This window comes from uncultured Hymenobacter sp. (assembly GCF_964243305.1).
GTDB lineage: Bacteria > Bacteroidota > Bacteroidia > Cytophagales > Hymenobacteraceae > Hymenobacter.
Genome location: NZ_CAXTEF010000020.1, coordinates 32,178 through 58,479, shown reverse-complemented (window position 1 = coordinate 58,479; position 26,302 = coordinate 32,178). Strand labels below are relative to the sequence as shown.

Genomic DNA, 26,302 nt, shown 5'->3' with positions numbered 1-26,302 from the left:
CAGTCGAGCAGCAGCAGGGGGTAGGGCTGGGCCAGGGCCAGGCGCAGGCCGGCCGCGCCGCCCTCGGCCACGGTCACCGAGAAACCTTCTTCTTCCAGGCTCTGCTTCAGGAAGCGGGCAATGCCGGCTTCGTCCTCAATTACTAACAGCTGCACGGGGCGGGTAAAATCGGGGGCAGCGGGTGCTGCCCGCCGCAATAACCGCATTTTCGGGGCCGACGCCGGCCGGTTCCGGCTTTTTAAGCGGATTTTAAGATGGCGCTAAGGAAACCTTAAGGGGCTAGGGAGTTAAGGGACCAAACAACGGGAAAAGGATAGCCTGGCCCGTCGCCGGCCGCCCGTTGTCCTGCTGCCTTTCCCTACCCTCCTCTTGTTATGAAAGCCTATATCCTGGCTGCCGCAGTAGCCTTGTTTGCCGCCCCGCACTTGTAGTAAGCAAGCCGGGACGGGCGGGCGCCGGCTGGTCCGCTAGGAGGGGGGTAGGAAAATCACCTCCGAACGTGCTGCTCATCTGGCGTCCGCTTGCCGAAGCATCTCTACCGCTGATTAACTTAATCGTTGCAGAAGCTGATTACTTACGCGGTAGAGATGCTTCGACTCCGCTACGCTGCGCGGACGCCAGATGAGCAGGACGTTCTGAGGTGATTTTCCCAACTTTCCTACCCCCCGCTAAGTGGCTCGGCCCGTTATAGGTTTTCGGCTGCTACCCAACTCATTCCGTCTCGTTTTTCATGCTCCAGAAAATCATTGCCGCCAGCGTCCATAACAAGCTGCTCGTGGCCCTGCTGGTGCTGGCCCTCATCGGCTGGGGCGGCTACTCGGCCCTGAACCTGCCGCTCGACGCCATCCCCGACGCGACCAACAACCAGGTGCAGGTCATCACCCAAAGCCCGGCCCTGGCGGCGCAGGAAGTCGAGCAGCTGCTCACCATTCCGCTGGAATTGCAGCTGCGCACGGTGCCGGGCGTGACCGAAATCCGCTCCATCTCGCGCTTCGGGCTCTCGGTGATTACGGTCGTTTTTCCTGATGACGTGGACACGTACCGCGCCCGGCAGCTCGTGGGCGAAAAGCTCACCCAGGCCCAGGGCAGCCTGGGCGCGGGCCTCGGCACGCCGGGCATGGCGCCCATCACGACGGGGCTGGGCGAGATTTTCCAGTACAGCATCCGCATCGAAAAAGGCTACGAAAAGCAGTTTCCGCTCAGCAAGCTGCGCGACGTGCAGGACTGGCTCGTGAAGCGGCAGCTGGCCGGCGTGGCCGGCGTGGTGGACGTGAGCAGCCTCGGCGGCTACCTGCGCCAGTACGAGGTGAGCGTCGACCCCAACCGCCTGGCCGCCAGCGGCGTGAGCATGGCCGAGCTGTTCGCCGCCGTGCAGGACAACAACGCCAACACCGGCGGCGCCTACCTGGAGCGCGGCCCCAACGCCTACTTCATCCGCGGCGAGGGCCGGGCTACTTCGCTCGATGACGTGGGCAAAATCGTCGTCAAGCAGGCGGCGGCCAACACCCCCCTGCTGGTGCGCGACGTGGCCACGGTGCGCTTCGGCCACGCCGTGCGCTATGGCGCCATGACCCGCAACGGCCGGGGCGAAACCGTGGGCGGCATCGTGCTCATGCTCAAGGGCGCCAGCTCCGAGGCCACCATCAAGGGCGTGAAAACCCGCATTGCGGAGATTCAGCAGAGCCTGCCCAAGGGCCTGGTCATCGAGCCGTTTCTGGACCGCACCAAGCTCATCGACAAGGCCATCAGCACGGTGGAGCACAACCTGGTCGAGGGCGGCGTCATCGTGCTGGTGGTCTTGCTGCTGCTGCTCGGCAACTGGCGGGCGGGGCTGGTGGTGGCCAGCATGATTCCGCTCTGTATGCTGTTTGCGCTGGGCATGATGAAGACGTTTGGCGTGTCGGCCAACCTGATGAGCCTGGGCGCGCTGGATTTCGGGCTCATTGTGGACGGGGCCGTGATTATCGTGGAGGCCATGATTTTTCACCTCGTGCACCAGCGCCAGCAGGCCGCCCGCGAGACCATGGACGCCATCACCGAGGCTCAGGCCACCCGGCTCATGCGCTCGGCGCTGTTCGGGCAGCTCATCATCCTGATTGTGTACTTCCCCATTCTCGCGCTCACCGGCGTGGCGGGCAAGATGTTCCGGCCGATGGCGCTCACCGTGAGCTTCGCCATCCTGGGGGCCATGCTGCTGTGTTTGACCTACGTGCCGGCCGTCTCGGCCTGGGCCTTGCGCAAGGACGTGCAAGAAGAAGGCAGCATCGCCGACCGTATTATGAAGTTTCTGCACCGCGGCTACGACCCTGTGATTCGGGCCGCGCTGGGCGTGCGCGGGCTGGTGGCGGGCGCGGCCGTGGCCTTGCTGGTGCTCGGCGGCTGGCTGTTCACGCGGCTCGGCGGCGAATTTATTCCCCAGCTCGACGAGGGCGACTTCGCCCTGAACGTGACGCTCGCGCCGGGCTCGTCGCTGGCCCAGACTATCGCCACGACCTCGCGGGTGCAGCAGATTCTGATGCAGAAATTCCCCGAAGTGGTGCAGATAGTGGGCAAAATCGGCACGTCGGAAATCCCGACCGACCCGATGTCGATGGAAGACTCGGACCAGATGGTGATTCTCAAGGACCGCAGCGAGTGGACCTCGGCCACGTCGCGGGTCGAGCTGGCCGACCAGATGCAAAAGGCGCTGGCCGACGTGCCGGGCGTGAGCATGGAGTTTCAGCAGCCCATCCAGATGCGCTTCAATGAGCTGATTTCGGGCGTGAAGTCCGATATCAGCATCAAGATTTACGGTGACGATTTGGACGTGCTTTTCGAGCAGGCCAACCGGGCCGCCGACCTCATCCGGCCGCTGGCGGGGGTAGGGGATTTGAAAGTCGAGCAAATCGCGGCCCTGCCCCAGCTGCGCGTGACCTACAACCGCGACCGAATCGCACAGTACGGTCTTAAAATCAGCGACTTGAATACGCTGCTGCGCTCCTCGTTCGCCGGCGACGTGGCCGGCGACATGTACGAGGGCGAGCGGCGCTACGACCTGGTGGTGCGCCTCGACTCGGCCCGCCGCACCGGCCTCCAGGACCTGCGCGGCCTGTTCGTGGACGCGCCCGGCGGTCAGAAGGTGCCCCTGGACGAGGTGGCGACGGTGGACTTCCGCAATGCGCCGGTGCAGGTCTCGCGCGACGACGCGCACCGCCGCATCAACATCGGCGTCAACGTGCGGGGCCGCGACGTGCAGAGCCTGGTGCAGGAAATTCAGGCCAAGCTGAGCAAGGGCCTGGTCCTACCCCCCGGCTACAGCATCAAGTACGGCGGCTCGTTCGAGAACCTGCGCGAGGCCACTGACCGCCTGAAGGTGGTGGTGCCCATCTCGCTGCTCCTGATTTTCGTCCTGCTCTACCTCTCGTTCCGCTCGGCGAAGCAGGCGGCGCTGATTTTTACCGGCATCCCGCTGGCGACCATTGGCGGGGTGCTGGCGTTGTGGGGGCGCGGGATGCCGTTCAGCATCTCGGCGGGGGTAGGGTTTATCGCCCTCTTCGGCGTGGCCGTGCTCAACGGCATCGTGCTGGTCGCCAGCCTGAATGAGCTGGCCGCCGAGGGCGTAGAAAAGGTGCGCGAGCGGGTGTTGCGGGCCACGGCCGAGCGGTTCCGGCCCGTGGTTCTGACGGCCGCTGTCGCCTCGCTGGGCTTTCTGCCGATGGCGCTAAGCACCTCGGCCGGCGCCGAGGTGCAGAAGCCGCTGGCCACGGTGGTCATCGGCGGGCTGATTTCGGCCACGCTGCTCACGCTGCTCGTGCTGCCGGTGCTCTACACCTTGCTCACCAAGGACGGCGAGCCCAACCCGGTTGACGCGGCCAAGGCCGCCGAGGAGGCGAAGGCAGCGGCGGAAACCAGCCTCACCCCTAGCCCCTCCCCGGTGGGGAGGGGAACTAGTCTTAGCTCTGGTTCTAACGTCAGCAATCAAGCTGATTCTAGTTCTAGCTTAGAGCTAGAGACTAGTCCCCCTCCCCATCGGGGAGGGGCTAGGGGTGGGGCTGCGGGCCTGCTCCTATTGCTACTCCTAACCTTCCCCGCCCGCGCCCAGACCACGCTTGGCTCGACGGCCGGGGCGCCTACCCCCTTGAGTTTGAGCCAGGCCCTGCAAACCGGCCTGGGCCAGAACCTGAGCTTGCAAACCAGCGCTTTGCAGGTCGAGCAGCAGCGGGCGTTAGTGCGCACGGGCTCCGAGCTGCCGCGCACGGTGGTGGACTTTCAGTACGGCCAGGTATCGGGCCCGCGGGCCGACCGCACGTTCAACGTGATTCAGCAGGCGGCCCTGCCGGGCGTGTACGCGGCCCAGCGCCGGCTGCTCGAAAGTCAGAGCCTGACGGCGGGGCAGCAGGCGCGCCTGAGCCGGCGCGACCTCAGTCAGGCCATCCGGAGCAGCTACTACGCCCTGCTGGTGAGCTACCGCCGCGCCGCGCTGCTTCGCCGCCAGGACAGCCTCTACCGCCGCGCCGCCCGCGCGGCCCGCATCCGCTACCAGGTGGGCGAAACCAACCGCCTGGAGCAAGTCGCGGCCGAGGCCCGCGCCCGCGAGCTGGAAAACCGCCTGCTGACCGCGGTTTCGGACCTGAGCGTGCAGCGCCAGCAGCTCGGCCAGCTCCTGGGCAGCGCCGGGCCGGCCGCCATCGACACCACGGCCGCGCTCGTGGCTGCGCTCAGCCCCGCCGACACGGCCGCCCTCTCGCCCCAGAGCAACCCCACGCTGGGCCTGCTCCAGCAGCAGGTGGCCGTGAGCCAGCAGCAGACGCGGGTCGAGCAGCTGCGCCGCCTGCCCGACCTGCGGGTCGGCTACTTCAACCAGAGCATCCGCCCCGAGTACCGCTCGCTGAGCGTGGGACAGGTAGGACTGGCCTTGCCGCTGCTGGGCGGCGCCGGCCGGGCGCGGGTGGCCGCCGCCCGGCTGGGCGAGCAGGTCGCCAGCCAGCAGCTCACGTATGCCCAAAGCCAACTCGGCACCCAGCTGCGCACCCTGCGCCAGCAGCTGCGGCGGGCGCGGGCCTCGCTCGACTATTACGAAAAAACTGCCTTGCCTCAGGCCCGGCTCATCCTCGACACGGCTGAGAAAAGCTTCCGGGCCGGCGACATCGAATACGTGGAATATGTGGTCAATACCGACCCGGCCTGGCTTATCCAAACCAATTACCTCGACCAGGTGCAGCGCTACAATGAGCTAGCAGTCAGCTTCCAGGCCCTGGGCGGTGCCGAGGTGCCGTAGGGGCGGGGCTTGCCCCCGCCCGCCGTTCGCGCCACCAAGCGGTCTGGACCGCCAGCTGGCGCGAGCAGTAGCCCGATGAGTCCGGCGCCTCTTCAAAACAGAATCTCGCTTCCTATGAAATACCGCTTTCTTCCCCTGCTACTGCCCCTGCTACTGCCCCTGCTGTCGGCGCTGCTGGCCGCGTGCGGCGGCCAGCCAGCCGCCGAGACGGCCGCCGCGGCCCCGGCCCGGCCGGCGACCGGAAACCCTACCCCCGCCCGCCCCGACGAAGTGACCCTGAGCGCCGCCCAGCAGAAGGCAGCCGGCATTGAAACCGGTCCCTTCCAGCACCAGGACCTGACGACTGACGTGCAGGCCACGGGCTCGATTGAGGTGCCGCCCCAAAACCAGGCGTCCGTCTCGGCCGTCCTGGGCGGCTACGTGGTGCGGGTAAACGTGCTGCCGGGCCAGCCGGTGCGGGCCGGCGCGATACTGGCCACGCTGCGGAGTCCGGAGTTCATCACCTTGCAGCAGAACTACTTGCAGAGCCGGGCCCGCGCCACGTTTCTGGCCCAGGAGCTGGCGCGCCAGCAGGTGCTCGACGCCGAGGACGTGGGGGCCAAGCGCAAGCTTCAGCAGGCCCGCGCCGACTACGCCAGCGAGCGGGCCGCCGTGCGGGCCGGGGCCGCCCAGCTCCGGCTGCTGGGCCTCTCGGTCGGGCGGGTGAACGCCGGCCAGATAGCCGCCAGCGTGCCCCTCACCACGCCCGTGGGCGGCACCGTGAAGGCCGTCAATATTAATCCCGGCCAGTACGTGAGCCCCCAGGACGTGCTGGTGGAAGTGGTGAACAACAGCGACTTGCACCTGGAGCTGAAGGTTTTTGAGCAGGACGTGGCCCGCGTGAAAGTGGGCCAGGCTATCCTGTTCACGGTCCGGAACCGGGGCTCCGACGAGCAGTTTCGGGCGCGGGTATTCCTGGTGGGCAAGGCCTTCGATGACGACGCCCGCACCGTGCGCGTGCACGCCCATTTGGAGCCCGAGCGCGCTGACCTGCTGCCCGGCCAGTTCGTGGCCGCCCGCATCCAGACCGGCGCCGCCCGCCAGCGCACGCTGCCCGAAGCTGGCTTGGTGCAGGCCGGCCCGCTCAGCTACGTTTTCGTGCAAACCGGCCGGGCGGCCGACGGCCGCGCCACCTTCCGCCGCCTGCGGGTGCGCACCGGCGCTTCGCAAAGCGGCAACACCGCCGTCGTCCCCCTCGACCCGGTGCCCGATACCACGCGCCTCGTGCGCCGCGGCGCCTACTTCCTGGCCGCCGAGCTGGGCAAAGGCCAGGACGCGGGCGGCGAGTGAGCCGCACCGGCGAACGCGCTGGCGCCGACTTCTTTTTCGTACTTCTTTAATTCTTTAAGAGGGTGTTCGGCTTGTTTAAAAACTACTTGAACGGGTGTAGAGACGCGACACTTGGCTACGCCGACCTTCGGTTCGCGTATGCTCGCGGGTAGCAAGGGCGCAGTAATCCTGATGATTAAATTACCCTACCCCCGCACCACAAGGAGACGCGAACCGAAGGTCGGCGTAGCCAAGTGTCGCGTCTCTACACCCGTTCTGCTTAATTCAAGCAACTTCCAAGGCATTTTTTCATCTCGCTATGAACCCCGTTCCCACCCCGCCCGCCGTCCACGCGGAGCAGCACCTGACCAGCTCGGCCATGCTGCAAGATATCGTAATCGGCTTCTTCGATGAGCTGACCGTGCCCTTCGCGCTGGCCGCCGGCCTGAGCAGGGCGGTGCACTCGTCGAGCCTGGTGATTACGGCTGGGTTGGCTGAAATTGTGGCTGGTTCGATTGCGATGGGCCTGGGCGGCTACCCGGCCGGCCGCACCAAGGTCGAGCACTACCAGGCCGAGTTGGCCCGCGAACGCCGCGAGGTGCAGGAAATGCCTGCCGCGGAGCGCCGCGCGGTGCAGGAGCTGCTGGCCGAGATGAGCTTCTCGCCTGCCACGCAGGCTCTGGCCGTGCGGGAGCTGACGGCCGACCCCGCGCAGTGGGTCAAGTTCATGATGAAGTACGAGCTGGGCCTGGAAGAGCCCGACCCCCGGCAAGCGCCCAAAAGCGCCCTCACCATCGCCGGGGCCTACGCCGGGGGCGGGGTCATTATCCAAAATGCCCCCAAAATCGGCCGGTAGCTTTGACAGGTATTTAAATCTAACCCGTTTTCACCTATGAAAAACCCTCTCTTTTCCCTTGCTGCCCTGCTGATGCTGGCCGGCGCAGCCAATGCCTAAACGCTGAAGCCGAGCCAGGTGCCCGCCGCCGTGACAAGCACCGCCGTTGTCTACGCCAGCCGCCAGCCGGGCAACATTCTGTCAACAACCTTGTACGGTGGCCATTGGAACAAATCCGGTCGCCACTAGCCGGCATTTCGGGCCTGCACGAGCTGCCGGTATTTCTGGATGGTGGCCTCCTTGTCAGCTGCTAGCTCCTGGAGCAAGGTGACCTGGCCCCCGGCCGGGCTGTACTTGGCTCCCCAGCGGGTGATTTCCAGCAGAAGCGGGAGCAAGTCCAGGCCTTTCTCCGTCAGGCGGTAGGTGAATTTCGACCGCTTATCGGCCGCCACTTCTTTGGTGATAAAACCCTGGGATTCGAGCATGGCCAGCCGGTTGGCCAGGATGTTGGTCGCCATCTTTTCGGCCGATTGCAGAAACTCGCCATAGGTCGATTTGCCCGCGAATACCAGGTCGCGCACAATCAAGAGCGCCCACTTGTCGCCCAGCACATCCAGGGAAAAGCTAATGGGGCAGTCGGAACGAGGCGTTAGCTGCTTCATAAAGTAGACGTCTAAATTAAACTTGCAAAGTGAAAGTAAATTCCTTTACCTTTGCGCTTGCAATGTGCAAGCAAATTTACACCGGGCTAGCTCCTTTTTGCTGCCGGGTGAAAAAGCGTCTTCCACCGTCTTTCAACACTACCAGCACCTGCTTTACACGTCCCCCTCTTCAGCTCACGGCTTGCAAAGCCTCGGTTTTCATAATCTGGCCTTCACTGTATCGGATATCGAAAAAACCATCCACTGGTACGAAACCACGCTGGGCTTTAAAGTGCGAAGTAGAACCGCCATTCCGGCCATCGGGGCGCAAGTCGTCTTTCTGCAGTTGGCGGATATTCAGCTGGAAGTAGTACAGGCCAGAGACGGCTTTCGCCTCGACGAAATGTTTGCCGATGCGCCGAATCACTTATTGCCCATCGGCAACAAATCGCTGGTGTTGCAGGTGAACGACCTGCACCAGGCGACCGTGGAGCTAGAAGAAAGGGGCGTAACCTTTGCCTGGAAAGAAGTGGACCTCTCGGGCCAAGGTCACTTCTCGACGATGATACGGGACAATGACGGCAATTTTATCAATATCTTCCAGAAAGAAGCAACTGCGTAAACCGTAAGCATCGGCATTTTGCGCCTTGCCCGGCAGCACCTGGCCGCGGCCTTGTCAGGGTCAAGCACTACCGCAAGCACTTGCCGGCGCAGCTAGTAGAACGGCTATTGAGAAGAGCTGAAGGTGATTTTACTCCCCCGCTGCTGTAAAAAGGACCCGTTTGGCAGCCACTCACTTAACTGAGATACCAAACTTTTAGCCGAGGCCAAAATCGTGGCCTCGACCGGCGAGGTGAAATACGAGGCCGAGGTGCGCGAGAACGGCAAAAATCGCGACGTGCTCTTCACCGCCGCCGGGCGCGAGCTACTCAAAAAGTAGGTGCTCCGGCCATAATTCCTTGGTCGGGGGCCCGGCCGGGGAGCCTGGGGGCCGTTTCCTGGCGTGGCACGCGCGGGGAATGGCCCCTTTGGCGTAAAGCGCGGGGCCCTACCCCGTCCTGAAAATGCCGCTCGGCAACGAGCCGTCCTTTCTCCGCCCCAACGCCTTCAACCTGCTGCCCTACATTCGAATTCGTCACCGACCGCTCGGTGTCGCTGCGCGTCGAGCAGCACTTCGGGGGCTGATGTTGAATTCCCTACCCCTGGTCCGGGGCCTGAACCGGCCGGCGCGCGCAGCTTCGGGGTCAAGTTCACGGCGCAGTTTCGGCTGTAAGGGGCGGGCTTGTCGTTAACGCCAGTCGGGGGCGCTATCTGGTTCCGCCGCCGCTTTTTTTCGCGTATGCTTCATCCCGTGGTGCGGGCCGTACTGCTGTTTCTGGCCTTCATCGCCGGCGGCGCGCTGCTGTTTCTGATTGACTGGTACGAGCTGGGCAGCAAGGCGCTGGCCACGGGCCTGCTGATGCTGCTCACGCTGGGCAAGCTCACGTACTTCGTGCGCTCGCTGCTCGGCTGGATTCGGCAATCGACCCGCCACGACGAGCACCGCCAGCACCTGCTCTTGTTCGTGCTGCTGAGCGTGCTGCTCATCATCGGCTCCTACAGCATCGACTACTACTGCCTCAACCGCATCCGTCCCAACTCCTTCCATCTGCCCTTCGGTCAGCAGGACCCGGTGGCCCAGCTCGTCACGTTCTTCTACCTGAGCGCTGGCAGCTTTACCACCGCCGGCGGCAGCGGGGTATACGCCACCACGACCCTGGCGCAAGCCTACCTGACGAGCGAGATTCTGCTCGCCTACTTCACCACCGTGCTCCTTATCGCCAACCTGGGAATGCTGCAAGCCTTGTTCGCGCCCAAGCACCGCCCGCCTGACCAGCCGCAGTAGCCTGGCCACCCCTGCCGGCCGCATTCCAACCTCCGAAACGTGCCGGGCCCAATGCCCGGCCGCGGGTGGGGGTTGTCGGCGGTGGCAGCTGGGGTAGGGCCCAGGTCGGCAGTGCAGGTGCACAGGTGGTGGGTTGGGGGCTTGCGCGAGGGTGGGCGCGCCGCGTTGAGCGCGTTGAGCCGGCGCGTTGGCTACCACGGGGTGGCTGGCATGACTATATTAAAAGCTCCTGGTCCAGCCACGAAAAACCCGGCCCAATGCTAGCGCATTGGGCCGGGCTTCAGTCAACGCAGCTAATCAAAACGCCGCGCTGGTCAGGGTGGGGTAGGCAGCTACCTTACACGGGGTTATCGGCATCGCCGATTTTGCCGCCATCGTTGGCGGAGCTGGGGGCGGCGTTGCCGTCGGCGTAGTCGGATTGGTCGGCGGTGGTATTCTTGGTTTGGTTTTTACGCTCGTTGTCGGCGCCGCCGCCGGTATTGTTGGATTCGGCATTGGCTTCGTCGCCGCGGTGGCTGCTGCCGCGGGCATTGTCCTGGGTGGTGGTGCCGCCGGTGTCGGGGGCGTCCTGACGGTCGTTGCCGTGGTTGCCGCCGTGGTGACCCTGGGAGGTGCCGGTGGTGTTGTCGGAGGCAGCGGGAGAGGCGCCGCCCTGCTGCTGGCCGGCGAGGCCGTGGGCGTTTTCGGGGCGGGGCGCGTCGGTGCCGTCGTTGGCGGCGTTGGCCTGGGTGCGGTGGTGCTCGTTCGGGTCCATAAGGTGAGTGAGGGGCGAAGTGGAAAGAATAAAGGCGGCTTTCCAAGCTATACGCGGCGGGCCGGCGGCAGTTGGCTTGCCATTTTCTTTTACTCGGGTGGCCGGTGAGAGCCCGGCGGCCTGGCGAGGGGTTGCGGAGCAGGAGGGGGGTAGGGAGTTTCCCAGCCGCCTACTCGCCGCCGTACCTGCTTTTGCCACCCCCGCCGCCCGCGTCCATGCGCACGATGCGGGGCGTGAATGAGCCGAGCACCTCTACCAACTCCTGCTGGTGAGCCATCACCTGATGGATATCCTTGTACGCCATCGGCGCCTCGTCGATACCGCCGCCAATCAGCTCCACGCCTTGGTCGCGCAGCAGGCGGCGCAGCTCGCCCTCCGAGACCTGCTGTTTGGCCTGGGTGCGCGACATGCGCCGGCCCGCGCCGTGCGCGGCCGACTGGATAGAATCCCGCTCGCCCCGGCCGCGCACGATGAAGCCGGGCGCCGTCATCGAGCCGGGGATGATGCCGAGCACCCCCTGGCCCGCCGGCGTGGCGCCCTTGCGGTGCACGATGGCCTCGCGGCCGTCGGCCAAGGTTTCGCGCCAGGCGAAGTTGTGGTGGTTTTCGACCCTGGCCCGCGGCTTTTCGCCCAGCGCCAGGCTCAGGCGGCGGTGGATGTCGCGGTGGCAGGCCGCGGCGTAGTCGCCGGCCAGGCTCATGGCCCGCCAGTATTCCTGCCCTTCCTGGGTGTCGAGGTCGAGCCAGGCCAGGTAGCGCGTCTCGGGCGGCAGCGGGCACTTGCTCATCGCAATCTTGGTGTAGTGCTGGGCGATGGCCGCGCCCAGGCCGCGCGAGCCGCTGTGCGAGAGCAAGCCCAGGTACTGGCCGGGCGGCAGGTTCAGCGCCGGGTCTTCGGCCGTGATATCAACGATGCCCCATTCCACGAAGTGGTTGCCGGAGCCCGACGAGCCGAGCTGGTTAATAGCCGCCTCGCGCCGGCCGCGCACCACGGCAATTTCTCGGAACTCAGGCTGCGCCAGAATGGGGTCGTCGGTGGGATTTTTGAAAACTTCCTTGCCCCCGAAGCGGGTGTGGGCGTGCAGGATTTTCTTCAGCTCCTGAGTGCGCTGGGCCAGGTAGTGGGGCGGCAAATCGAACACCGACAAGGCCATGCGGCAGCCGATGTCCATGCCCACCCCGTAGGGAATCACGGCATTATCGACGGCCAGCACCCCGCCGATGGGCAGGCCGTAGCCCTGGTGGGCGTCGGGCATGAGCGCGCCATCGAGCGTGACGGGCAGCTGCATGGCCAGGTCCATTTGCCGGCGGGCGCCGTCCTCGATGAAGGCGTCGCCGTAGCGGCGGTAGTCTTTCACCTGCGGATTGAGGCCGACGCTGCGGCTGGGGTCGGGCACGAACTCCCGGGCCAGCTCCCGCCAGAGCGAGTCGCGCAGGTAGGCATAGGGGTCGTCCTTGATTTTCTGAAGCAAGGCCAGCGCGCTGCCCTTGTCGAGCTTGCTGAACTGGCGGTCGGTGAGAATATCCAGGGCCAGCGTGGTGGCGCGGCCTGCGGGGTAGCCGAGCTTGCGCAGGTCGTTGCCGCGCAGTTTGGAGGTTGCCATGAGGGGAGGGGGGTAGGGAATTTGGGTTGTAGCGCGAATGCGCGGCGTGGGGTTATGACCGAGCTAGCCGGGGTCGCGTGACATGTCATAAGCAGGTAGTCATGCTCAGAACAGGCGGTCATGCTGAGCGCAGCGAAGCATCTCGCGTGCAGCACTAATCGACTTGACCGGACGATTGACTTAGAAGCTGTTTGAGTTAAGTAAAAACGGTCCTGCTGAGCTTGTCGAAGCATCTCTACCGCGCCATCTGAATCGTTCAACGAAGCGGTAGAGATGCTTCGACAAGCTCAGCAGGACCGCCTATCTATGTTTATAACGTGCCACCACCGCGCCCGCTGGCTTTTCTTTTATCGGGACTATTGCGTAGCATTCGGCACACTAATTCCCTACCCCCTCCTCGATATGGCAACCCTCTACCTGGTGGCGGTGCTCCCGCCCGAGCCCGTGTTTTCCCAAACCTGGGCCCTGAAGCAGCAGGTGCAGCAGCTCACGGGCAGCCGCAACGCGGTCCGCCTACCCCCGCACATCACGCTAATGCCCCCGCTGCGCCAAAGCGACGAGTTTGAGGCCCGCTGCACGGCGGCCCTGACGGATTTTGCCGCTACGCAGGCGCCCGTTCGGGTTGGCTTGCAGGATTTCGCCTGGTTCGGCAGCCGGACCTTGTTCGTGCACGTGAGCGAGGCGGCGGCCATCCAGACCCTACACGCGGCGCTCATGGCCTGGTGCGCCCGGCACTTGCCGGAGGTGCGGCCCGAAAACCGCCCTTTTACGCCCCACCTCACCCTGGCCACCCGCGACCTGCCCGCCGCCCAGGTGCCGGAGCTGCGGCGGCTGTTCGCAGCCAAAACTTACGCGGCGGCGTTTGAGGTGCGGCACCTTACCCTCTTCCGCCACGATGGCCGGCAGTGGCAGGTCCGAGCAACAATTGAGCTGGCCGGAAGCAGCCGCGCCGCCTGAGCCTGGCTGCGGGCAGGTGGAGAAGGGGGTTAGTGCTAGTGCTGGCGAGCGGGGGTAGGGAAGGTTGCCAGGTGGCGGCGCACTGCTTGCAATATATTGCAATATACTTTCGGCCCGGCGGGGCGTATAGGGAAACGCCCCATTCTCCCGCCCATGCCCCAGCCCTCGCCGCCGCAATTCCTTACCTCCCTCGCCGCCGACGAACGCCTGCGCTGGGTAGAGCGCGTCGCCCGCCTCATGGACAGCCAGTTCCGGCTGCCCGGCACCCGCTTCCGCTTCGGCCTCGACCCGCTGCTGGGCCTGCTGCCCGTCGTCGGCGACCTCTCGTCCACGGCCGTGTCCGTGGCCCTGCTGCTGACTATGCTGCGCCACGGTGCCAGCGGCGCGGTGGTCGTGCGCATGGCCCTCAACATCCTGGTCGATACCGTGGTGGGCGCCATTCCGCTGGTGGGCAATGTATTCGATTTCGCTTACAAAAGCAACGAGCGCAACGTGGCCCTGCTGCGCCGCCACTACGCCGAAGGCCGCCACACGGGCAGCGGCAAAGGGCTGGTCGCGCTGGTGCTGCTGGCCTTGCTGGTGGTGTTTGGCCTGGTGGGCTGGGGCAGCGTGGCGCTGCTGCGCTGGGGGTGGCAGTATTTCGAGGCGCATCCTGTTTTAAGCCAGTAGCAGTGAGGCGGCCGGTGAGGCAGCCGGCCAGCCAGTAAGCCGCGGGCCCGCCGTAGCTTCGCTCAACGGCCTCGCCAACGGATGGCAGCGCCGGTTTTCTGCGTGGCGTGATGAGAAAAAACCTGATTTTGCTGGCCGCCGGCCTGCTGCCGCTGGCGCTGAGTGCTCAAACCAGCCCAACCGCCCCCGCCGCCCCGCGCGGCCTGACCCTGAGCGACCTGGCCCGGTTGCGCGACGTGGCCGACCCCCAGCTTTCGCCCGACGGTGCCTGGGTGGCTTACACCGTGACCCGCCCCGACACCGCCGCCGACAAGCGCGACGCCGACGTGTGGATGGCCCGCACCGACGGCTCGCAGAACCTGCGCATCACCACCGCCCCGGCCAGCGAAACCAAGCCCCGCTTCAGCCCCGACGGCAAGTACCTGAGCTTCATCTCGAGCCGGGGCGAGGCCGACGGGGCCGACGCCCAGCTCTGGCTGCTCAACCGCGCCGGCGGCGAAGCCGAGAAAGTGACCAAGCTCAAGGGCAGCATCGCGGACTACGTGTGGGCGCCCGACGGCCAGCGCCTGGCCCTGATTATTCGCGATGCCGACCCCGACTCGCTCACGGCCGCTCAAAAAGTGAAGAAGAAAACCGCGCCGCCCATCGTCATCGACCGATTTCAGTTCAAGCAGGACGTGGACGGTTACCTCAACCAGCAGCGCCAGCACCTCTACGTGTTTGAGGTGGCTACGCGCCGGCTCACTAACCTCACGCCCGGCCCCTACGATGAGCACCTGCCCGCCTGGAGCCCCGACGGCAAGCAGCTGGTATTTAGCAGCAAGCGCGGCCCCGACCCTGACCGCCACGACAACTACGACCTCTTCCTGATTGACGCGCAGGCCGGCGCCACCGCCCGCCCGCTGCTCAGCACCGACCTGCCCGAAAGCGCCCCTGGCTACGGCAGCCGCCCCGCCTGGAGCCCCGACGGGCGCCGCATCGCCTTCGTGCAGGGCGGCCCCAAGGAGCAGCTCGTCTACGCCCTGCACCAGCTGATGGTAGTAGACGTGGCCGGCGGCCCGGCCCGCGCCCTCACCGCCGGCCTCGACCGCAACACCACCAAGCCGCAGTGGGCGCCCGATGGCAAAAGCCTCTACTTTCTGCTCGAAGACGACCGCGCCGAGTCACTGATGCGGGTGCCGGCCGCGGGCGGCAAGCTGGAAAAAGTGCTGGCCGGCGCCCGCGAGATTAACGACTTCGCCCTGGCCCGCACCGGCCAGCTGGCCGTGCTCAGCAGCCAGCCCCAGATGCCGGCCGAGGTGTTTGCTCTGGGCAAAAAAGGCGCGCTACGCCCGCTTTCCCAGCAGAACGACCTCTGGCTGAAAGGCCTGGTCCTAGGCGCGGTCGAGCCCATTCAAGCCAAAAGCAAGGACGGCACGCTGGTTAGCGGCTTTTTGATTAAGCCCGTGCGCTACCAGGCGGGCCGCAAATACCCGACGCTGCTGCGCATTCACGGCGGGCCAGTATCGCAGTTCGGCTACGGCTTTTCGTTTGAGTGGCAGTACTTTGCCGCCCACGGCTACGCCGTGGTGGCAGCCAACCCGCGCGGCAGCTCGGGCCGCGGCCTGGAGTACAGCCAGGCCATCTACGCCGACTGGGGCAACAAGGACACCGACGACGTGCTGGCCGTGGTGGACTACGCCGTGGCCCAGGGCCTGGCCGACCCGGCGCGCCTGGGCGTGGGCGGCTGGAGCTACGGCGGCATCATGACCGACCAGGTCATTGCCCGCGACCAGCGCTTCAAGGCGGCCGTGAGCGGGGCCAGCATCGCCAACGTGCTGGCCGGCTACGGCACCGACCAGTACATCCGCGACTACGAAACCGAGCTGGGCACGCCCTGGCAGAATATCGACGTGTACCTGCGCGTTTCCTACCCCTTCTTCCACGCCGACCGCATCAAAACGCCCACGCTCTTCGTGTGCGGCGAGAAGGATTTCAACGTGCCCCTGCTCAACACCGAGCAGATGTATCAGGCCCTCAAGAGTCTGAACGTGCCCACCCAGCTCGTCATCTACCCCGGCCAGTTCCACGGCATCAGCACGCCCAGCTACGTCAAGGACCGCTACGCCCGCTACCTGGCCTGGTACAACAAGTACCTGATGCCCAAGGGCACGGCCTCGGCGGGGGGGTAGGCCTAGTTAGGCGGGCGGTCTAGATTTCGGAGTACGCGGCCGGGTGCAGCAGGTAGATGTCCATGCGCAGCATATTGTGGGCGTACTCGGGCATGGCGTTGAGTTTTTTCCACTCCGCATCCTCGCCGAATGTCCGCCAGTGCGCATCGCGGTCCGCCTGATTCTCAAAGGCCGACAGGTACATCAGGTTGGGCATCTTGCTGCCGGCCACTACCTGCCCGCAGAATATAGTGTTGAAATTCAGCCGCTTGAAGAGGCTGATTTCTCCATTGTTGAACTGGGCTACTTTGTTCTGGTGCAATTTTTCTGAAGCGCCCTCGTAGCTGCGCAGCTCGTACACCCGCGCCGGCAGCTCCGCCTTCAGCGTCGGCACTTGCAGGGCGGGCAGGCCCATGAAGGCGCGCAGCAGCACGGTTTCGATGCGCGCATACACGGGCTGGTCGAAGGGCGTGTTCAGATAATCCTGCGCGGCAGTTTGATAAGCCGGGTCTTTTTCCAGCTTGGCGTCGAGGCCCAGATACTGGGCATCGGAACGGCACGGGACCAGGACAAACACCAGCTGCTCGGCCGGCGCCGGGGCGCCGGCTGCCGGCTCTGCCGGCTTGAAAACGCCGACTTTCGCCACGCCGGCCCGGTGCAGCGCGGGCAAATAAGCCTGCCGTAGGTACTGGTCAAGGCGCCCGGCTTGCTCCGGGGTTTGCAAATGATAAATCCGGAGCTGGTAAAAGTCGCGGCCCGGTGCGGCGGCCCTGCTTGGCAGAGAACCCGTCAGGCCCGCCAGCAGCAGGCATAGGGCAAGTAAAAGTGGGTGTAAACGGTTCATGGGCGGGCTAGTAGTTGGAGAAGGTAGCTGCCTGTTTACCGCACTTGCCGGGCGAGGGTTGTGGCGCAAGGCCGGCGCCCGACCCGGCAAAATCCCTACCCCCCTCCGGGGGCGCAAGCTCAGCGGCCGGCGCGGGCCGGCTGCGGCTTAAAAACGGTTCGGAATGCGCCGAGCGCGGCGGGATGATAGATGGTGGCGTGCGTCTCGTCCGGCATCGGCTGATAATACCACGTGATGCGGCGCCTGGGCGCGCCTTGCAGCGCCGCCGCCAGGCGCCGCGACTCAGGTATCTTCTCGTTATCGCGGCTGGAGGCCACGTACAGCGTTTTGGCCGGGCCGGCATACGTGCGCAGCACTTTGTCAACCTGCCCGACCAGGGCGCCCTGGTTCCACCACACGCTGGGGTCGAAGGCCAGGTAGGTGTCAAACAAGGCGGGCTCCAGCACCAGCGTCTCTACCACAAACAAGCCGGCCAGCGACTCGCCGACGATAGCGGTTTCGGCGCTCGTGCGGTAGCGCTGCCGGATGGCGGGCATCAGCTCAGTGCGGATGAAGGTGCGGAAGGCGGCTGACCCGCCCACGCGCGGGGCTATTTTTCGGTCCTCGGGGCTGGTGGTGGGGCCGGTGAGGTCGCGCCGCCGCTGGGTGTTCTCAATGCCGACCAGGATAAAAGGCCGCATCGTGCCATTGCCGACCAATACCTGCACCAGGCCGGCCACGTGCAGAAAATCTTCCGCCAATCCGCCGTCGGGCATGTACAGGACGGGTAGGCGCCCGGCGGTCGAGTCGGCGTAGCCCGGCGGCACATACACATTGATGCGGCGGGTTTCGCCTAGCACGGCCGAGGCGAGCGGGAAGGTCTGCCCGATGCTCAACGGCGCAGGTTGGACTTGCGCGTGCGCCCGCCGGGAGCCGGTTGCGCCGAGCAGCACGAGTACGAGCAGCAGGGTAAGGATTTTCAACATGAGTCAGCTTGGGCAGCCGGGAACGGAATGCGGTGCGCGTCAGCGTAGCAGTGGCCGAAGTTTAAGCACCAAATGATTGCTTGTAGGCAACTGCCGAAAGCCTTACTTGGCGCCACCGCAATTGGCGTGGTGGCTCAAGTCACAGTTTGTCAAAGCAGCAGTAATTCCTCAAATGCCCAACGTATTGACGTGAACACCAGCTTCCGGCGGGCTCACTCGCCCGGATAGCGCAGCCCGATTTGCTGGCGCACCTCGTCGAGTTGCTGCATCAGTTCCAGGCTGAAGCTCAGCGGCAAGAGCGGGCTTTCCGCCAGGCCCTGGGTTAGGCACTGCTGCACGTGGACGGCCTCGTAGTGATAGCCGTAGCCGGGCTTGTCGAACGGAATCACCTCGGCTTCCTCGCCCGGCCGCTGCACCCGCACGCCGCTGGGCGCGTGGAAACGGCCCAGTAGCTGCAACTGCCCCTGGGTGCCGTAGAGAATGCACTGATTGTCGGTGGAAGCGGCGACGGTGGAGAATAAAGTGGCCGTGGCGCCGCTGGCGTAGGCCAGCGCCATCGCGCAGTTCAGGTCCACACCGGTCGGGGCGGGCGTGGCCACGGCGCGCACGGCCGTTGGCTCGCCCAGGAAGAGCTTGCTGATGAAGAGGGGGTAGACGCCAATATCCAGCAGCGAGCCCCCGGCCAGGGCGGGGTTGAACAGCCGGCCCTCCGGGTTATACGTCGCGGCAAAGCCGAAGTCCGCCACCAGGTGCTTCACCTCGCCGATAACGCCGGCTTCGACCAGCTCCAGGGCTTTGGCCACGGCCGGGAAGAAGCGCGTCCAGAAGGCTTCCATCAGGAACACCCGCTGCTCGCCGGCCACCTGAATCATTTCCTGGGCCTCACGGGCATTGCGGGCAAACGCCTTTTCGCAGAGCACCGGCAGGCCGCCGCGCAGGCAGAGCAGGGTGTGGGCGTGGTGCTCGGAGTGGGGCGTGGCAATGTAGACGGCGTCGAGGTCGGGCACCGTCAGCAGGCCTTCGTAGCGGCCCAGGGCGTGGGGCACGCCAAACTCGGCGGCGAAGGTTTGCGCCTTGGTCAGGTCGCGCGAGGCCACGGCGTGCAGGCGCGCGTCGGGCAGCAAAGCCAGGCTTTCGGCAAACTTGTGGGCGATGTGGCCCAGGCCCAGAATAGCCCAGTTGAAGGTGCGCATAAGAGCAGAAGCTAGGACAGCAGGCGGGCCTGATGGGCCGCGTTGATTAGAGCTGGCGCGTTTTGCAGCGTGGCGAGCACCAGCTCCTTGGCGGCTTGTTTCAGCTCATCCTTGCTGATGTCGCGCGTTTCTTCGCGCACCAGCTCGACCAGCACCTGGAAGGTATGAGTGAGCGCCTGGCGCCGCGGGCGGGGCGCGCGCAGCTCTTCGTGCACCAAAACCAGGTGCGCCTGAATCTTTTTGCGCCGGGCACGAAACACGGACTCATTCGCGAGTTGCGGCTGAATCGTGTCCAGCAGCGCCACCAGGGGTAGAAGTTTCGTCGCCGTGACGGCCACGGCCCTGCTGAGGCGCCGGCGCTGGCGGCCCGCGGGGGTGGCGGCCCGGCGCAGCCCGGTGGTCGTGGGCGCTAGGCCGGCGGGCTTGGGAGCCTCGAAAAACTCTTCTTGACCGGATAAAGGCTGATTACCAGAAAGCATGAGCAGCAAAGAGCGATAAGGATAGGGTAAGCTAGATGCGCCAACTAAGGTAGCAGAAAAGGGACGCCGGCCTGGCGGCCGACCTCCTACCCCCCTTCGCCGCCCGCAACCCGGCGCTAAGGCAACAGGCGGCTGATTTGCTCGACGAGCACCGGTACGCTCAGCGCGCCCATTACCAGCACCACGACCCAGCCGGCGGCCAGCATCCAGCGCGGGTGGCGGTAGCCGCCCATCAGGCCGGGCCGGGTGGCGGCCACCAGCACGATGCCCAGCGCAATGGGCAGAATGAGGCCGTTGAGGACGCCGGCGAAAACCAACAGTTGCGTGGGCTTGCCAATCAGGACGAAAATGGCCGTCGAGAGCAGAATAAAGACCGAGATGCAGGCCCGCTCGTGGCGCGCGAAAACGGGGTGGAAGGTCTTGAAAAACGACACCGACGTGTAGGCCGCGCCCACCACCGACGAGATGGCCGCGCTCCACAAAATCACCCCGAAAACCCGGAAGCCCGCCTCGCCCGCCGCCGCTCGGAACACGCCCGCCGCCGGGTTTTCCGCCGCCAGCACCGCGCCCCGACTGAGCACGCCCACGATGGCCAGAAACAGCACGAAGCGCATCAGGGTGGAGATGACGATGCCGCTCAGGGCGCTGCGCGTGACTTCGGCCTGCTGCGCCACGCCCTTGATGCCGGCATCGAGCAGCCGGTGGGCACCGGAAAACGTGATGTAGCCGCCTACCGTGCCGCCCACAATGGTAACAATGGCCGCCGCACTCAGCTTGGCCGGCAGCAGCGTGTGGTGCAATGCCTGCACCAGCGGCGGGTGCGCCCGAAAGGCAATGCCGAGCGTGAGCAGAATCTTGACCGTGCCGAGGATTTTCGTGAAGCCATCGAGCATCCGGCCAATCTCGCGCACCCAGAACAGCAGCAAGGCCACCGCGCAGCTAATCAGGGCGCCCTGCTCGAAGGAGAAACCCAGCAGCACGTTCAGCCCCAGCCCGCAGCCGGCGATGTTGCCGATATTGAAGGCAAAGCCGCCCAATATGACCAGCGCGGCCAGGAAGTAGCCCAGGCCCGGCAGCAGCCGGTTGGCCAAATCCTGGGCCCGCAACTCGCTCACCGTCAGGATGCGCCAGGTGTTGAGTTGGGCGCCCACATCCAGCACCACCGACACGAGAATGACAAACCCGAAGCTGGTGAGCAGCTGCTGGGTGAAGACCGTTGTCTGGGTCAGAAAGCCCGGCCCGATGGACGAGTTAGCCATCAGAAATGCCGCCCCCAGGCTGGCCCCGCCAAACCAGCGGGTTTTCGGCAGCGGCCTCATGCGGCAGCAGGTTTCCTACCCCCCGCTTCCAGCCGAACCCCGGCCTCGGTGAGTGCCTTATTCAGCTGCTGCGCAAATTCGAGGGCGTGGGCGCCGTCGCCGTGCAGGCACACTGTATCGGCCCGGATGGCCACGTCGGCGCCCTGCTGGCTGCGCACCCGGCCCTCCCGCACCAAGCGCAAGACCTGAGCCAGGGCCACGTCGGCATCGGTGATGAGGGCATCGGGCTGGCGGCGGGAGGTGAGCGTGCCATTGGCCTGGTAGGTGCGGTCGGCAAAGACTTCGTGGGCCACGCGCAAGCCCAGCTTTTCGCCGGCCCAAATCAGCTCGCTGCCGGCCAGGCCGTAGAGCGTCAGCTCAGGCTGCACTTTATACACGGCTTCGGCAATGGCCTCGGCCAGCGGGGCGCTGGTGGCGGCCATGTTATAGAGGGCGCCGTGGGGCTTGAGGTGGTGCAGCTGCCCGCCCTCGGCCCGCGCCACGGCGGCCAGCGCGCCGAGCTGATACACCACCATATCAAAGGCCTCTTCGGGCGAAATAGCCATTTCGCGCCGGCCAAAACCCACCAAATCGGGCAGGCCCGGATGGGCGCCGATAGCCACGCCGTGACGCAGAGCCAGGCGCACGGTGCGCTTCATCACGGCCGGGTCGCCGGCGTGAAAGCCGCAGGCGATATTGGCCGAAGTGACGAAGGGCAGGATGGCCGCATCGTCGCCCAGCGTCCAGGCGCCGAAGCTCTCGCCCAGGTCGCAGTTTAAGTCAACGGAGGGGGTAGGAATCATGCGGTAAGGGCCAGCTTGAGGTCAATGGCGCGTTTCAGGGCCCGCAGGCGGCGCTCCTGCGCAAGGTACAGCGTCTGGGCTTCGGCCAGGGAAACCCGCTCGAAGCGCAGGAACTGGCCGGGCGCGGCCTGCGCCAACACCGCAAAGTCTACCGAAATAACCTGGGCGATGCGCGGGTAGCCGCCCGTGGTCTGGCAGTCAGCCAGCAGGACAATAGGCTGTCCACCCGCCGGCACCTGCACCGTGCCAAACGCGACGGCGCTGGAAAGCAGCTCTACGTTCGTATCACGGGCCAAAGCCGGCCCGCGCAGCCGGTAGCCCATGCGGTCGGCCGCGGTCGTGATGGTGAACGGCTCCTGCCAAAAAGCGCGCTGGCTGGCCGCCGAAAACTGCTCGTATTCCGGCCCCGCCACTGCCCGGACAATCGGGTTGGGAAGCGGCGTAGGGCAGAGGCCCGGACCCGGCGTCCAGCGGGCCGCCGTCCAGGCGGGTTGGGTAGCGGGAGGGGGGTAGGGAATCAGCGATGCGCCCAGCCGGCGGCCGATGGCCGTGGGCTCGCCCACCGGCAACCCATCGCCGGCGAGCAGCGCCCGGCCGCGCAGCCCGCCGAAGCCTGCGCGCAAATACGTGGCGCGGCTGCCCAGCACCGGCGGCACGGCCACGCCGCCCGCCACCGCCAGATACGCCCGGCTGCCCGCTACGGGCGTCCCGAAAGCCAACTCGGTGCCGGCCCCTACCCCCACCGGGCGGCTCAGGCCCACCAGCTGGCCGTTGAGGGTGGGGGAGAAGTGGGCGCCGGTCAGGGCGATGAGGGCATCGGCCTCAAAAAGCAGGCGCAGGCCGGGCCCGGAAGTTTCCAGGCCGGCGGCGGTTTCGGCATTGCCTACCAGCAGGTTGGCTACGCGCAGGGCCGTGGCATCCATCGCCCCGCCCACCACGATGCCGGCTTGCTGGTAGCCGGGCCGGCCCAGGTCCTGCACGGTCGTCAGCAGGCCGGGGCGAAGAATATGCAGGCTCATAGCCACCTAAAAAAATTAATGAACTCTGCACTCAGCGTACCTCTGCGTCATCCTCCGCGCACCTCTGCGGTAACTTCCCGAACAACCCATCCGCCCCGCCTTTATCTATTCCAAAGCCGCTCATATTCCACCGCGCCGATGGGCACGAAGCGCAGGCGCTGACCGGCCTGAAGCAGGCTCGGCGCAGCCCACTCCGGATTGAACAGCTGGAGCGGCGTGCGGCCGATAAGCTGCCAGCCGCCCGGCGTGGGCAGGGAATAAATGCCCGTCTGGGCGCCAGCAATGCCCACCGAGCCGGCCGGCACGAGGGCGCGGGGCGCGGCTTTGCGCGGCGTGTGCAGGCGCTCATCCAGCCCGCCCAAATACGGGAAGCCGGGCGCAAAACCTATCATGTGCACCAGGTAGTCGGGCCGGCAGTGCCGGGCAATTACCTCCTCCGCGCTCAGCTTGGCGTGGCTGGCCACGAACGCTAAATCCGGCCCGAACTCCTCGCCGTAGCACACCGGAATCTCCACCACGGCCGCGCCGGGCGCCGGGGCCAGCGCCGCGGGCAGCAGTTGGCGCAGCATTTCGGCAACTCGCTCGTAGGGCTGATAGCGGCCATCCTCGCTCAGCAGCCACGGGTCGTAGTACACGGTCAGGGTCGTGAACGCGGGCACGCACTCGCGCAGGCCAATGAAAGGATGCCGCGCCAGATAAGCCGCAAACGCCTGAATGGCGCGGTGCGTGGCCGGGCTGATATGGTCACCGAACTCAAGCACCACGGCTGCGTCGCCGAGCGGGAAAAGGCGCGGGGCGGGGGCTGCTTCGGGCGGCAGGTCAGGGGCGTTGAACACGGGCGGTTACTTTTGGGATGGCCGGCTAAGGGTGGCGGGCCCTGAAAACGACTGATGGTTAGCTTCTGTAAAGATGGCCGGGCCGGCGCGCTGGCGCTAGCACTGCTCGCCGCGGCCTGCCAGCGCCAGCCCGCGGCTCGCACTTCCCTACCCCCCTCCGCCGCCCCCAGGCCGGCCGCCGGGCGCCCCGCGCCGCCGGTGGAGCCAGGCGTTTCGCAGGCCCTGGCCGAAGCGCGCCGACGCACTATTAATGGCGTGGCCTACACGCTCCACCTGACCATCCCGGCCCTACAAACGGAGCCCGTGGCCGTGGAGGAACAGGTGGCGTTCAACCTGCGCGACAGCCGCGACCCGGTGCAGCTTGATTTCAAAGCCCCCGCCGACCGCCTCCGTCGCTTGCGCGTCAACGGCCAGTCCCTACCCCCCGACTTCTGCCACGAGCACCTCGTGCTGCCCGCCGCCGCGCTCAGGCCGGGCCGCAACACGGTCGAAATCAGCCTGCTGGCCGGCGAGCAGTCGCTGAACCGCAACGCCGACTACCTCTATACGCTGCTCGTGCCCGACCGCGCCCGCACCGTCGTGCCGGTTTTCGACCAGCCCGACCTGAAAGCCACCTTCACCCTGACGCTCACCGTGCCCGCCGGCTGGCAGGCGCTGGCTAATGCGCCGCTGACAGACTCGGTGCGCACCGGCGCCACGAAGCAGTACACCTTCGCGCCGTCCGACAGCATCAGCACCTACCTGTTCTCCTTCGCGGCGGGCAACTTCACGCGCCTCACGCAACTTGCTGGCGGCCGGACCATGAGTTTGCTGCACCGCGAAACCGACCCGGCCAAGCTGCGCCTCAGCCTGGGCCCCATCTTCCAGCTGCACGCCGACGCGCTGGGCTTTATGGAACAGTATACCGGCATTGCCTACCCCTTCCAAAAGCTGGATTTCGTGTCGATTCCCGACTTTCAGTACGGCGGCATGGAGCACGTCGGGGCGATTGACTACAAGGCGGCCACGCTGTTTCTGGACCAGGGCGCCACCCAGGACCAGGTGCTGGCCCGCAGCAGCCTCGTGGCCCACGAAACGGCCCACATGTGGTTTGGCGATTTGGTGACCATGCGCTGGTTTAACGACGTGTGGATGAAGGAGGTGTTCGCCAATTTTATGGCCGATAAAATCACGCAGGTGGCCGTGAAAAACGCGAACTACGACCTCAGGTTCGTCCTCGACCACTACCCCGCCGCCTACGGCATCGACCGCACGGCCGGCGCCAACCCCATCCGCCAGCCGCTGGCCAACTTGCAGGAGGCGGGCTCGCTCTACGGCAACATCATCTACCACAAGGCGCCCATCATGATGCGCCAATTGGAGCGCCTGATGGGTCCCGCCGCCTTTCAAGAAGGTCTGCGCGAATACCTGCGAAAATATGCCCACGGCAACGCTACCTGGCCCGAGTTGATTGCCATCCTCGACGCCCGCACCCTCGCCGACCTGCACGCCTGGAACCAGGTGTGGGTCAACCAGCCCGGCCGCCCGGTTTTCACCGCTGACCTGCAAACCAGCGCCGGCAAAATCAATAGTCTGACCTTGACGCAGCGCGCCGAAGACGGTTCCGACCGGCTCTGGCCCCAGCTCTTCGAGGTGCTACTGGTGTACCCCGGCGGCCAAACCAAGGAGCTGACTGTGAATATGAACCAGCGCGTCGTGCCCCTGCCCGAGGCCGCCGGCGCACCCGCGCCCAGCTTCATTCTCTTCAACTCAACTGGGCTCGGCTACGGCGTTTTTCCGGTGGCCGCGCCGTTGCCCGCGCAGGTTTCGGGCTTGAAAAATTCCGTCGCCCGCGCCGCGGCCTACGTGAATCTTTACGAGAACATGCTGAATGGCCAGGTGCTTTCGCCATTGCAGCTGCTGGATGTGTGCCGGCAAGCGCTTGCCGACGAGCCCGAAGAGCTGAACCTGAAGCTGCTCACCGGCCAGGTTAGTGACGTTTTCTGGCATTTCCTGAGTCCGGCCCAGCGGCAGGGGGTAGGGGCCGCGCTGGAGCAGGACCTGTGGGCGGCCATGCGGAAAAACCCCGCCTCGAACGCCAAAAAGCTGCTTTTCAAAGCCTACCAGTCCGTGGCCCTGACCCGGCCGGCGCAGGCCCGCCTCTACCGCATCTGGCAAACCCAGCGGGCGCCGGCCGGCGTGAAGCTGACCAAGGACGACTACACCGCCCTGGCCCTGGCGCTGGCCGTGCGCGACTATCCTACTGGACCGGGTCCGGCGGCGCAGCCCATTCTGCCCCAGCAGCTTGCCCGCATCAAAAACGAAGACCGCCGCCAGCGCCTGCAATTCCTGCTGCCCGCCCTCGCGGCCGACGTAGCGACGCGCGATGCCTTTTTCGCCGGGCTCAAAGACGAGAAAAACCGCGAGAAAGAAGCCTGGGTAACTTCGGCCCTGGCGTATCTGCACCACCCGCTGCGCCAGGCCACGTCCGAGAAATACCTGCCCGCCAGCCTGGACTTACTGGAAGAAATCCAGCGCACCGGCGATATCTTCTTTCCCTATTCCTGGCTGCAAGCCACGCTCGGCGCTTACCAGACCGCCAGCGCTGCGCGCACCGTGCGCGCCTTTACCCAGGCCCACCCCGGCTACAACCCCCGGCTGCAAGCCAAGCTGCTGCAAGCGGCCGACGACTTGTTCCGGGCCGAAAAGCTGGTGCGCTGAGCGGCGTGGGGTTGGGGCCGGGGGAGGGGGTAGGCACGTGAAAAGCCCTGTTTCCAGCTTGGAAACAGGGCTTTTTCTATTTGCAGGCGGGGCTGGATAAGCTGCT

Annotated in this window: 20 protein-coding genes; 9 read left to right on the top strand and 11 right to left on the bottom strand. The window is 65.8% G+C overall.

Features of this window, described 5'->3' with window-relative positions:
• Positions 1-730: 730 nt before the first annotated feature.
• The 3 genes from ACFE70_RS12525 (at position 731) to ACFE70_RS12515 (ending at position 7,421) form a co-directional block, all read left to right on the top strand.
• A complete protein-coding gene (locus ACFE70_RS12525; protein ID WP_375418092.1) occupies positions 731-5,257 on the top strand; it encodes a CusA/CzcA family heavy metal efflux RND transporter in 4,527 nt (1,508 codons plus the stop codon).
• A gap of 114 nt (positions 5,258-5,371) precedes the next feature.
• Entirely contained in the window at positions 5,372-6,586 is a 1,215-nt protein-coding gene (locus tag ACFE70_RS12520; RefSeq protein WP_375418091.1) for an efflux RND transporter periplasmic adaptor subunit, read from the top strand.
• A 298-nt stretch (positions 6,587-6,884) separates the two neighbouring features.
• Positions 6,885-7,421: a VIT1/CCC1 transporter family protein gene (locus ACFE70_RS12515; RefSeq protein ID WP_375418090.1), complete on the top strand. Its 537-nt coding sequence runs from the start codon at positions 6,885-6,887 to the stop codon at positions 7,419-7,421.
• Positions 7,422-7,645: 224 nt separating this feature from the next.
• Here the strand turns inward: ACFE70_RS12515 and ACFE70_RS12510 are convergent, their stop codons facing one another.
• Positions 7,646-8,062, bottom strand: coding sequence for a winged helix-turn-helix transcriptional regulator (locus tag ACFE70_RS12510; protein WP_375418089.1), 417 nt, complete (start codon positions 8,060-8,062; stop codon positions 7,646-7,648).
• Positions 8,063-8,126: 64 nt separating this feature from the next.
• Here ACFE70_RS12510 and ACFE70_RS12505 point away from each other — a divergent pair, with 64 nt between their 5' ends.
• Both ACFE70_RS12505 and ACFE70_RS12500 read left to right on the top strand, forming a co-directional pair.
• The gene (locus ACFE70_RS12505; protein WP_375418088.1) at positions 8,127-8,663 is read left to right on the top strand and encodes a VOC family protein; all 537 of its coding nucleotides are present in this window, start codon (positions 8,127-8,129) and stop codon (positions 8,661-8,663) included.
• Between the two features lie 717 nt (positions 8,664-9,380).
• Entirely contained in the window at positions 9,381-9,926 is a 546-nt protein-coding gene (locus ACFE70_RS12500) for a hypothetical protein (protein WP_375418087.1), read from the top strand.
• Positions 9,927-10,263: 337 nt separating this feature from the next.
• Here ACFE70_RS12500 and ACFE70_RS12495 read toward each other — a convergent pair whose 3' ends face one another.
• Positions 10,264-10,680 carry a hypothetical protein gene (locus tag ACFE70_RS12495; RefSeq protein ID WP_375418086.1) on the bottom strand — a complete coding sequence of 139 codons (417 nt, stop codon included), beginning with the start codon at positions 10,678-10,680 and terminating at the stop codon, positions 10,264-10,266.
• Between the two features lie 169 nt (positions 10,681-10,849).
• On the bottom strand, positions 10,850-12,283 hold the full coding sequence (locus ACFE70_RS12490) for an RtcB family protein (protein ID WP_375418085.1): 1,434 nt from the start codon (positions 12,281-12,283) through the stop codon (positions 10,850-10,852).
• A gap of 402 nt (positions 12,284-12,685) precedes the next feature.
• Here ACFE70_RS12490 and ACFE70_RS12485 point away from each other — a divergent pair, with 402 nt between their 5' ends.
• The 3 genes from ACFE70_RS12485 to ACFE70_RS12475 all read left to right on the top strand — a co-directional run bounded on the left by ACFE70_RS12485 (position 12,686) and on the right by ACFE70_RS12475 (position 16,080).
• The gene (locus ACFE70_RS12485; protein ID WP_375418084.1) at positions 12,686-13,240 is read left to right on the top strand and encodes a 2'-5' RNA ligase family protein; all 555 of its coding nucleotides are present in this window, start codon (positions 12,686-12,688) and stop codon (positions 13,238-13,240) included.
• Positions 13,241-13,393: 153 nt separating this feature from the next.
• Positions 13,394-13,909 (top strand): DUF4112 domain-containing protein, encoded by a 516-nt coding sequence (locus ACFE70_RS12480; RefSeq protein WP_375418083.1) that lies wholly within the window; start codon positions 13,394-13,396, stop codon positions 13,907-13,909.
• A 110-nt stretch (positions 13,910-14,019) separates the two neighbouring features.
• A complete protein-coding gene (locus tag ACFE70_RS12475; protein WP_375418082.1) occupies positions 14,020-16,080 on the top strand; it encodes a S9 family peptidase in 2,061 nt (686 codons plus the stop codon).
• Between the two features lie 19 nt (positions 16,081-16,099).
• Here the strand turns inward: ACFE70_RS12475 and ACFE70_RS12470 are convergent, their stop codons facing one another.
• From ACFE70_RS12470 to pxpB, 8 genes are all read right to left on the bottom strand, one after another.
• On the bottom strand, positions 16,100-16,903 hold the full coding sequence (locus tag ACFE70_RS12470; RefSeq protein WP_375418081.1) for an NIPSNAP family protein: 804 nt from the start codon (positions 16,901-16,903) through the stop codon (positions 16,100-16,102).
• A gap of 119 nt (positions 16,904-17,022) precedes the next feature.
• Complete coding sequence (locus ACFE70_RS12465; RefSeq protein ID WP_375418080.1) at positions 17,023-17,868, bottom strand: alpha/beta hydrolase; 846 nt, start codon at positions 17,866-17,868, stop codon at positions 17,023-17,025.
• A gap of 212 nt (positions 17,869-18,080) precedes the next feature.
• Positions 18,081-19,061, bottom strand: coding sequence for a Gfo/Idh/MocA family protein (locus ACFE70_RS12460; RefSeq protein ID WP_375418079.1), 981 nt, complete (start codon positions 19,059-19,061; stop codon positions 18,081-18,083).
• Positions 19,062-19,072: 11 nt separating this feature from the next.
• Positions 19,073-19,549 carry a hypothetical protein gene (locus tag ACFE70_RS12455; protein ID WP_375418078.1) on the bottom strand — a complete coding sequence of 159 codons (477 nt, stop codon included), beginning with the start codon at positions 19,547-19,549 and terminating at the stop codon, positions 19,073-19,075.
• Positions 19,550-19,656: 107 nt separating this feature from the next.
• A complete protein-coding gene (locus tag ACFE70_RS12450) occupies positions 19,657-20,859 on the bottom strand; it encodes an NRAMP family divalent metal transporter (protein ID WP_375418077.1) in 1,203 nt (400 codons plus the stop codon).
• Positions 20,856-21,641: a LamB/YcsF family protein gene (locus tag ACFE70_RS12445; RefSeq protein ID WP_375418076.1), complete on the bottom strand. Its 786-nt coding sequence runs from the start codon at positions 21,639-21,641 to the stop codon at positions 20,856-20,858. Before ACFE70_RS12445 ends, ACFE70_RS12450 begins: the two co-directional genes overlap by 4 nt.
• Entirely contained in the window at positions 21,638-22,660 is a 1,023-nt protein-coding gene (locus tag ACFE70_RS12440) for a biotin-dependent carboxyltransferase family protein (RefSeq protein ID WP_375418075.1), read from the bottom strand. Before ACFE70_RS12440 ends, ACFE70_RS12445 begins: the two co-directional genes overlap by 4 nt.
• Positions 22,661-22,761: 101 nt before the next feature.
• The gene (gene pxpB, locus ACFE70_RS12435; protein ID WP_375418074.1) at positions 22,762-23,496 is read right to left on the bottom strand and encodes a 5-oxoprolinase subunit PxpB; all 735 of its coding nucleotides are present in this window, start codon (positions 23,494-23,496) and stop codon (positions 22,762-22,764) included.
• Between the two features lie 54 nt (positions 23,497-23,550).
• On the opposite strand from pxpB, the gene ACFE70_RS12430 reads away from it, so the two are divergent.
• A complete protein-coding gene (locus tag ACFE70_RS12430; protein WP_375418073.1) occupies positions 23,551-26,196 on the top strand; it encodes a M1 family aminopeptidase in 2,646 nt (881 codons plus the stop codon).
• Positions 26,197-26,302 lie beyond the last annotated feature (106 nt).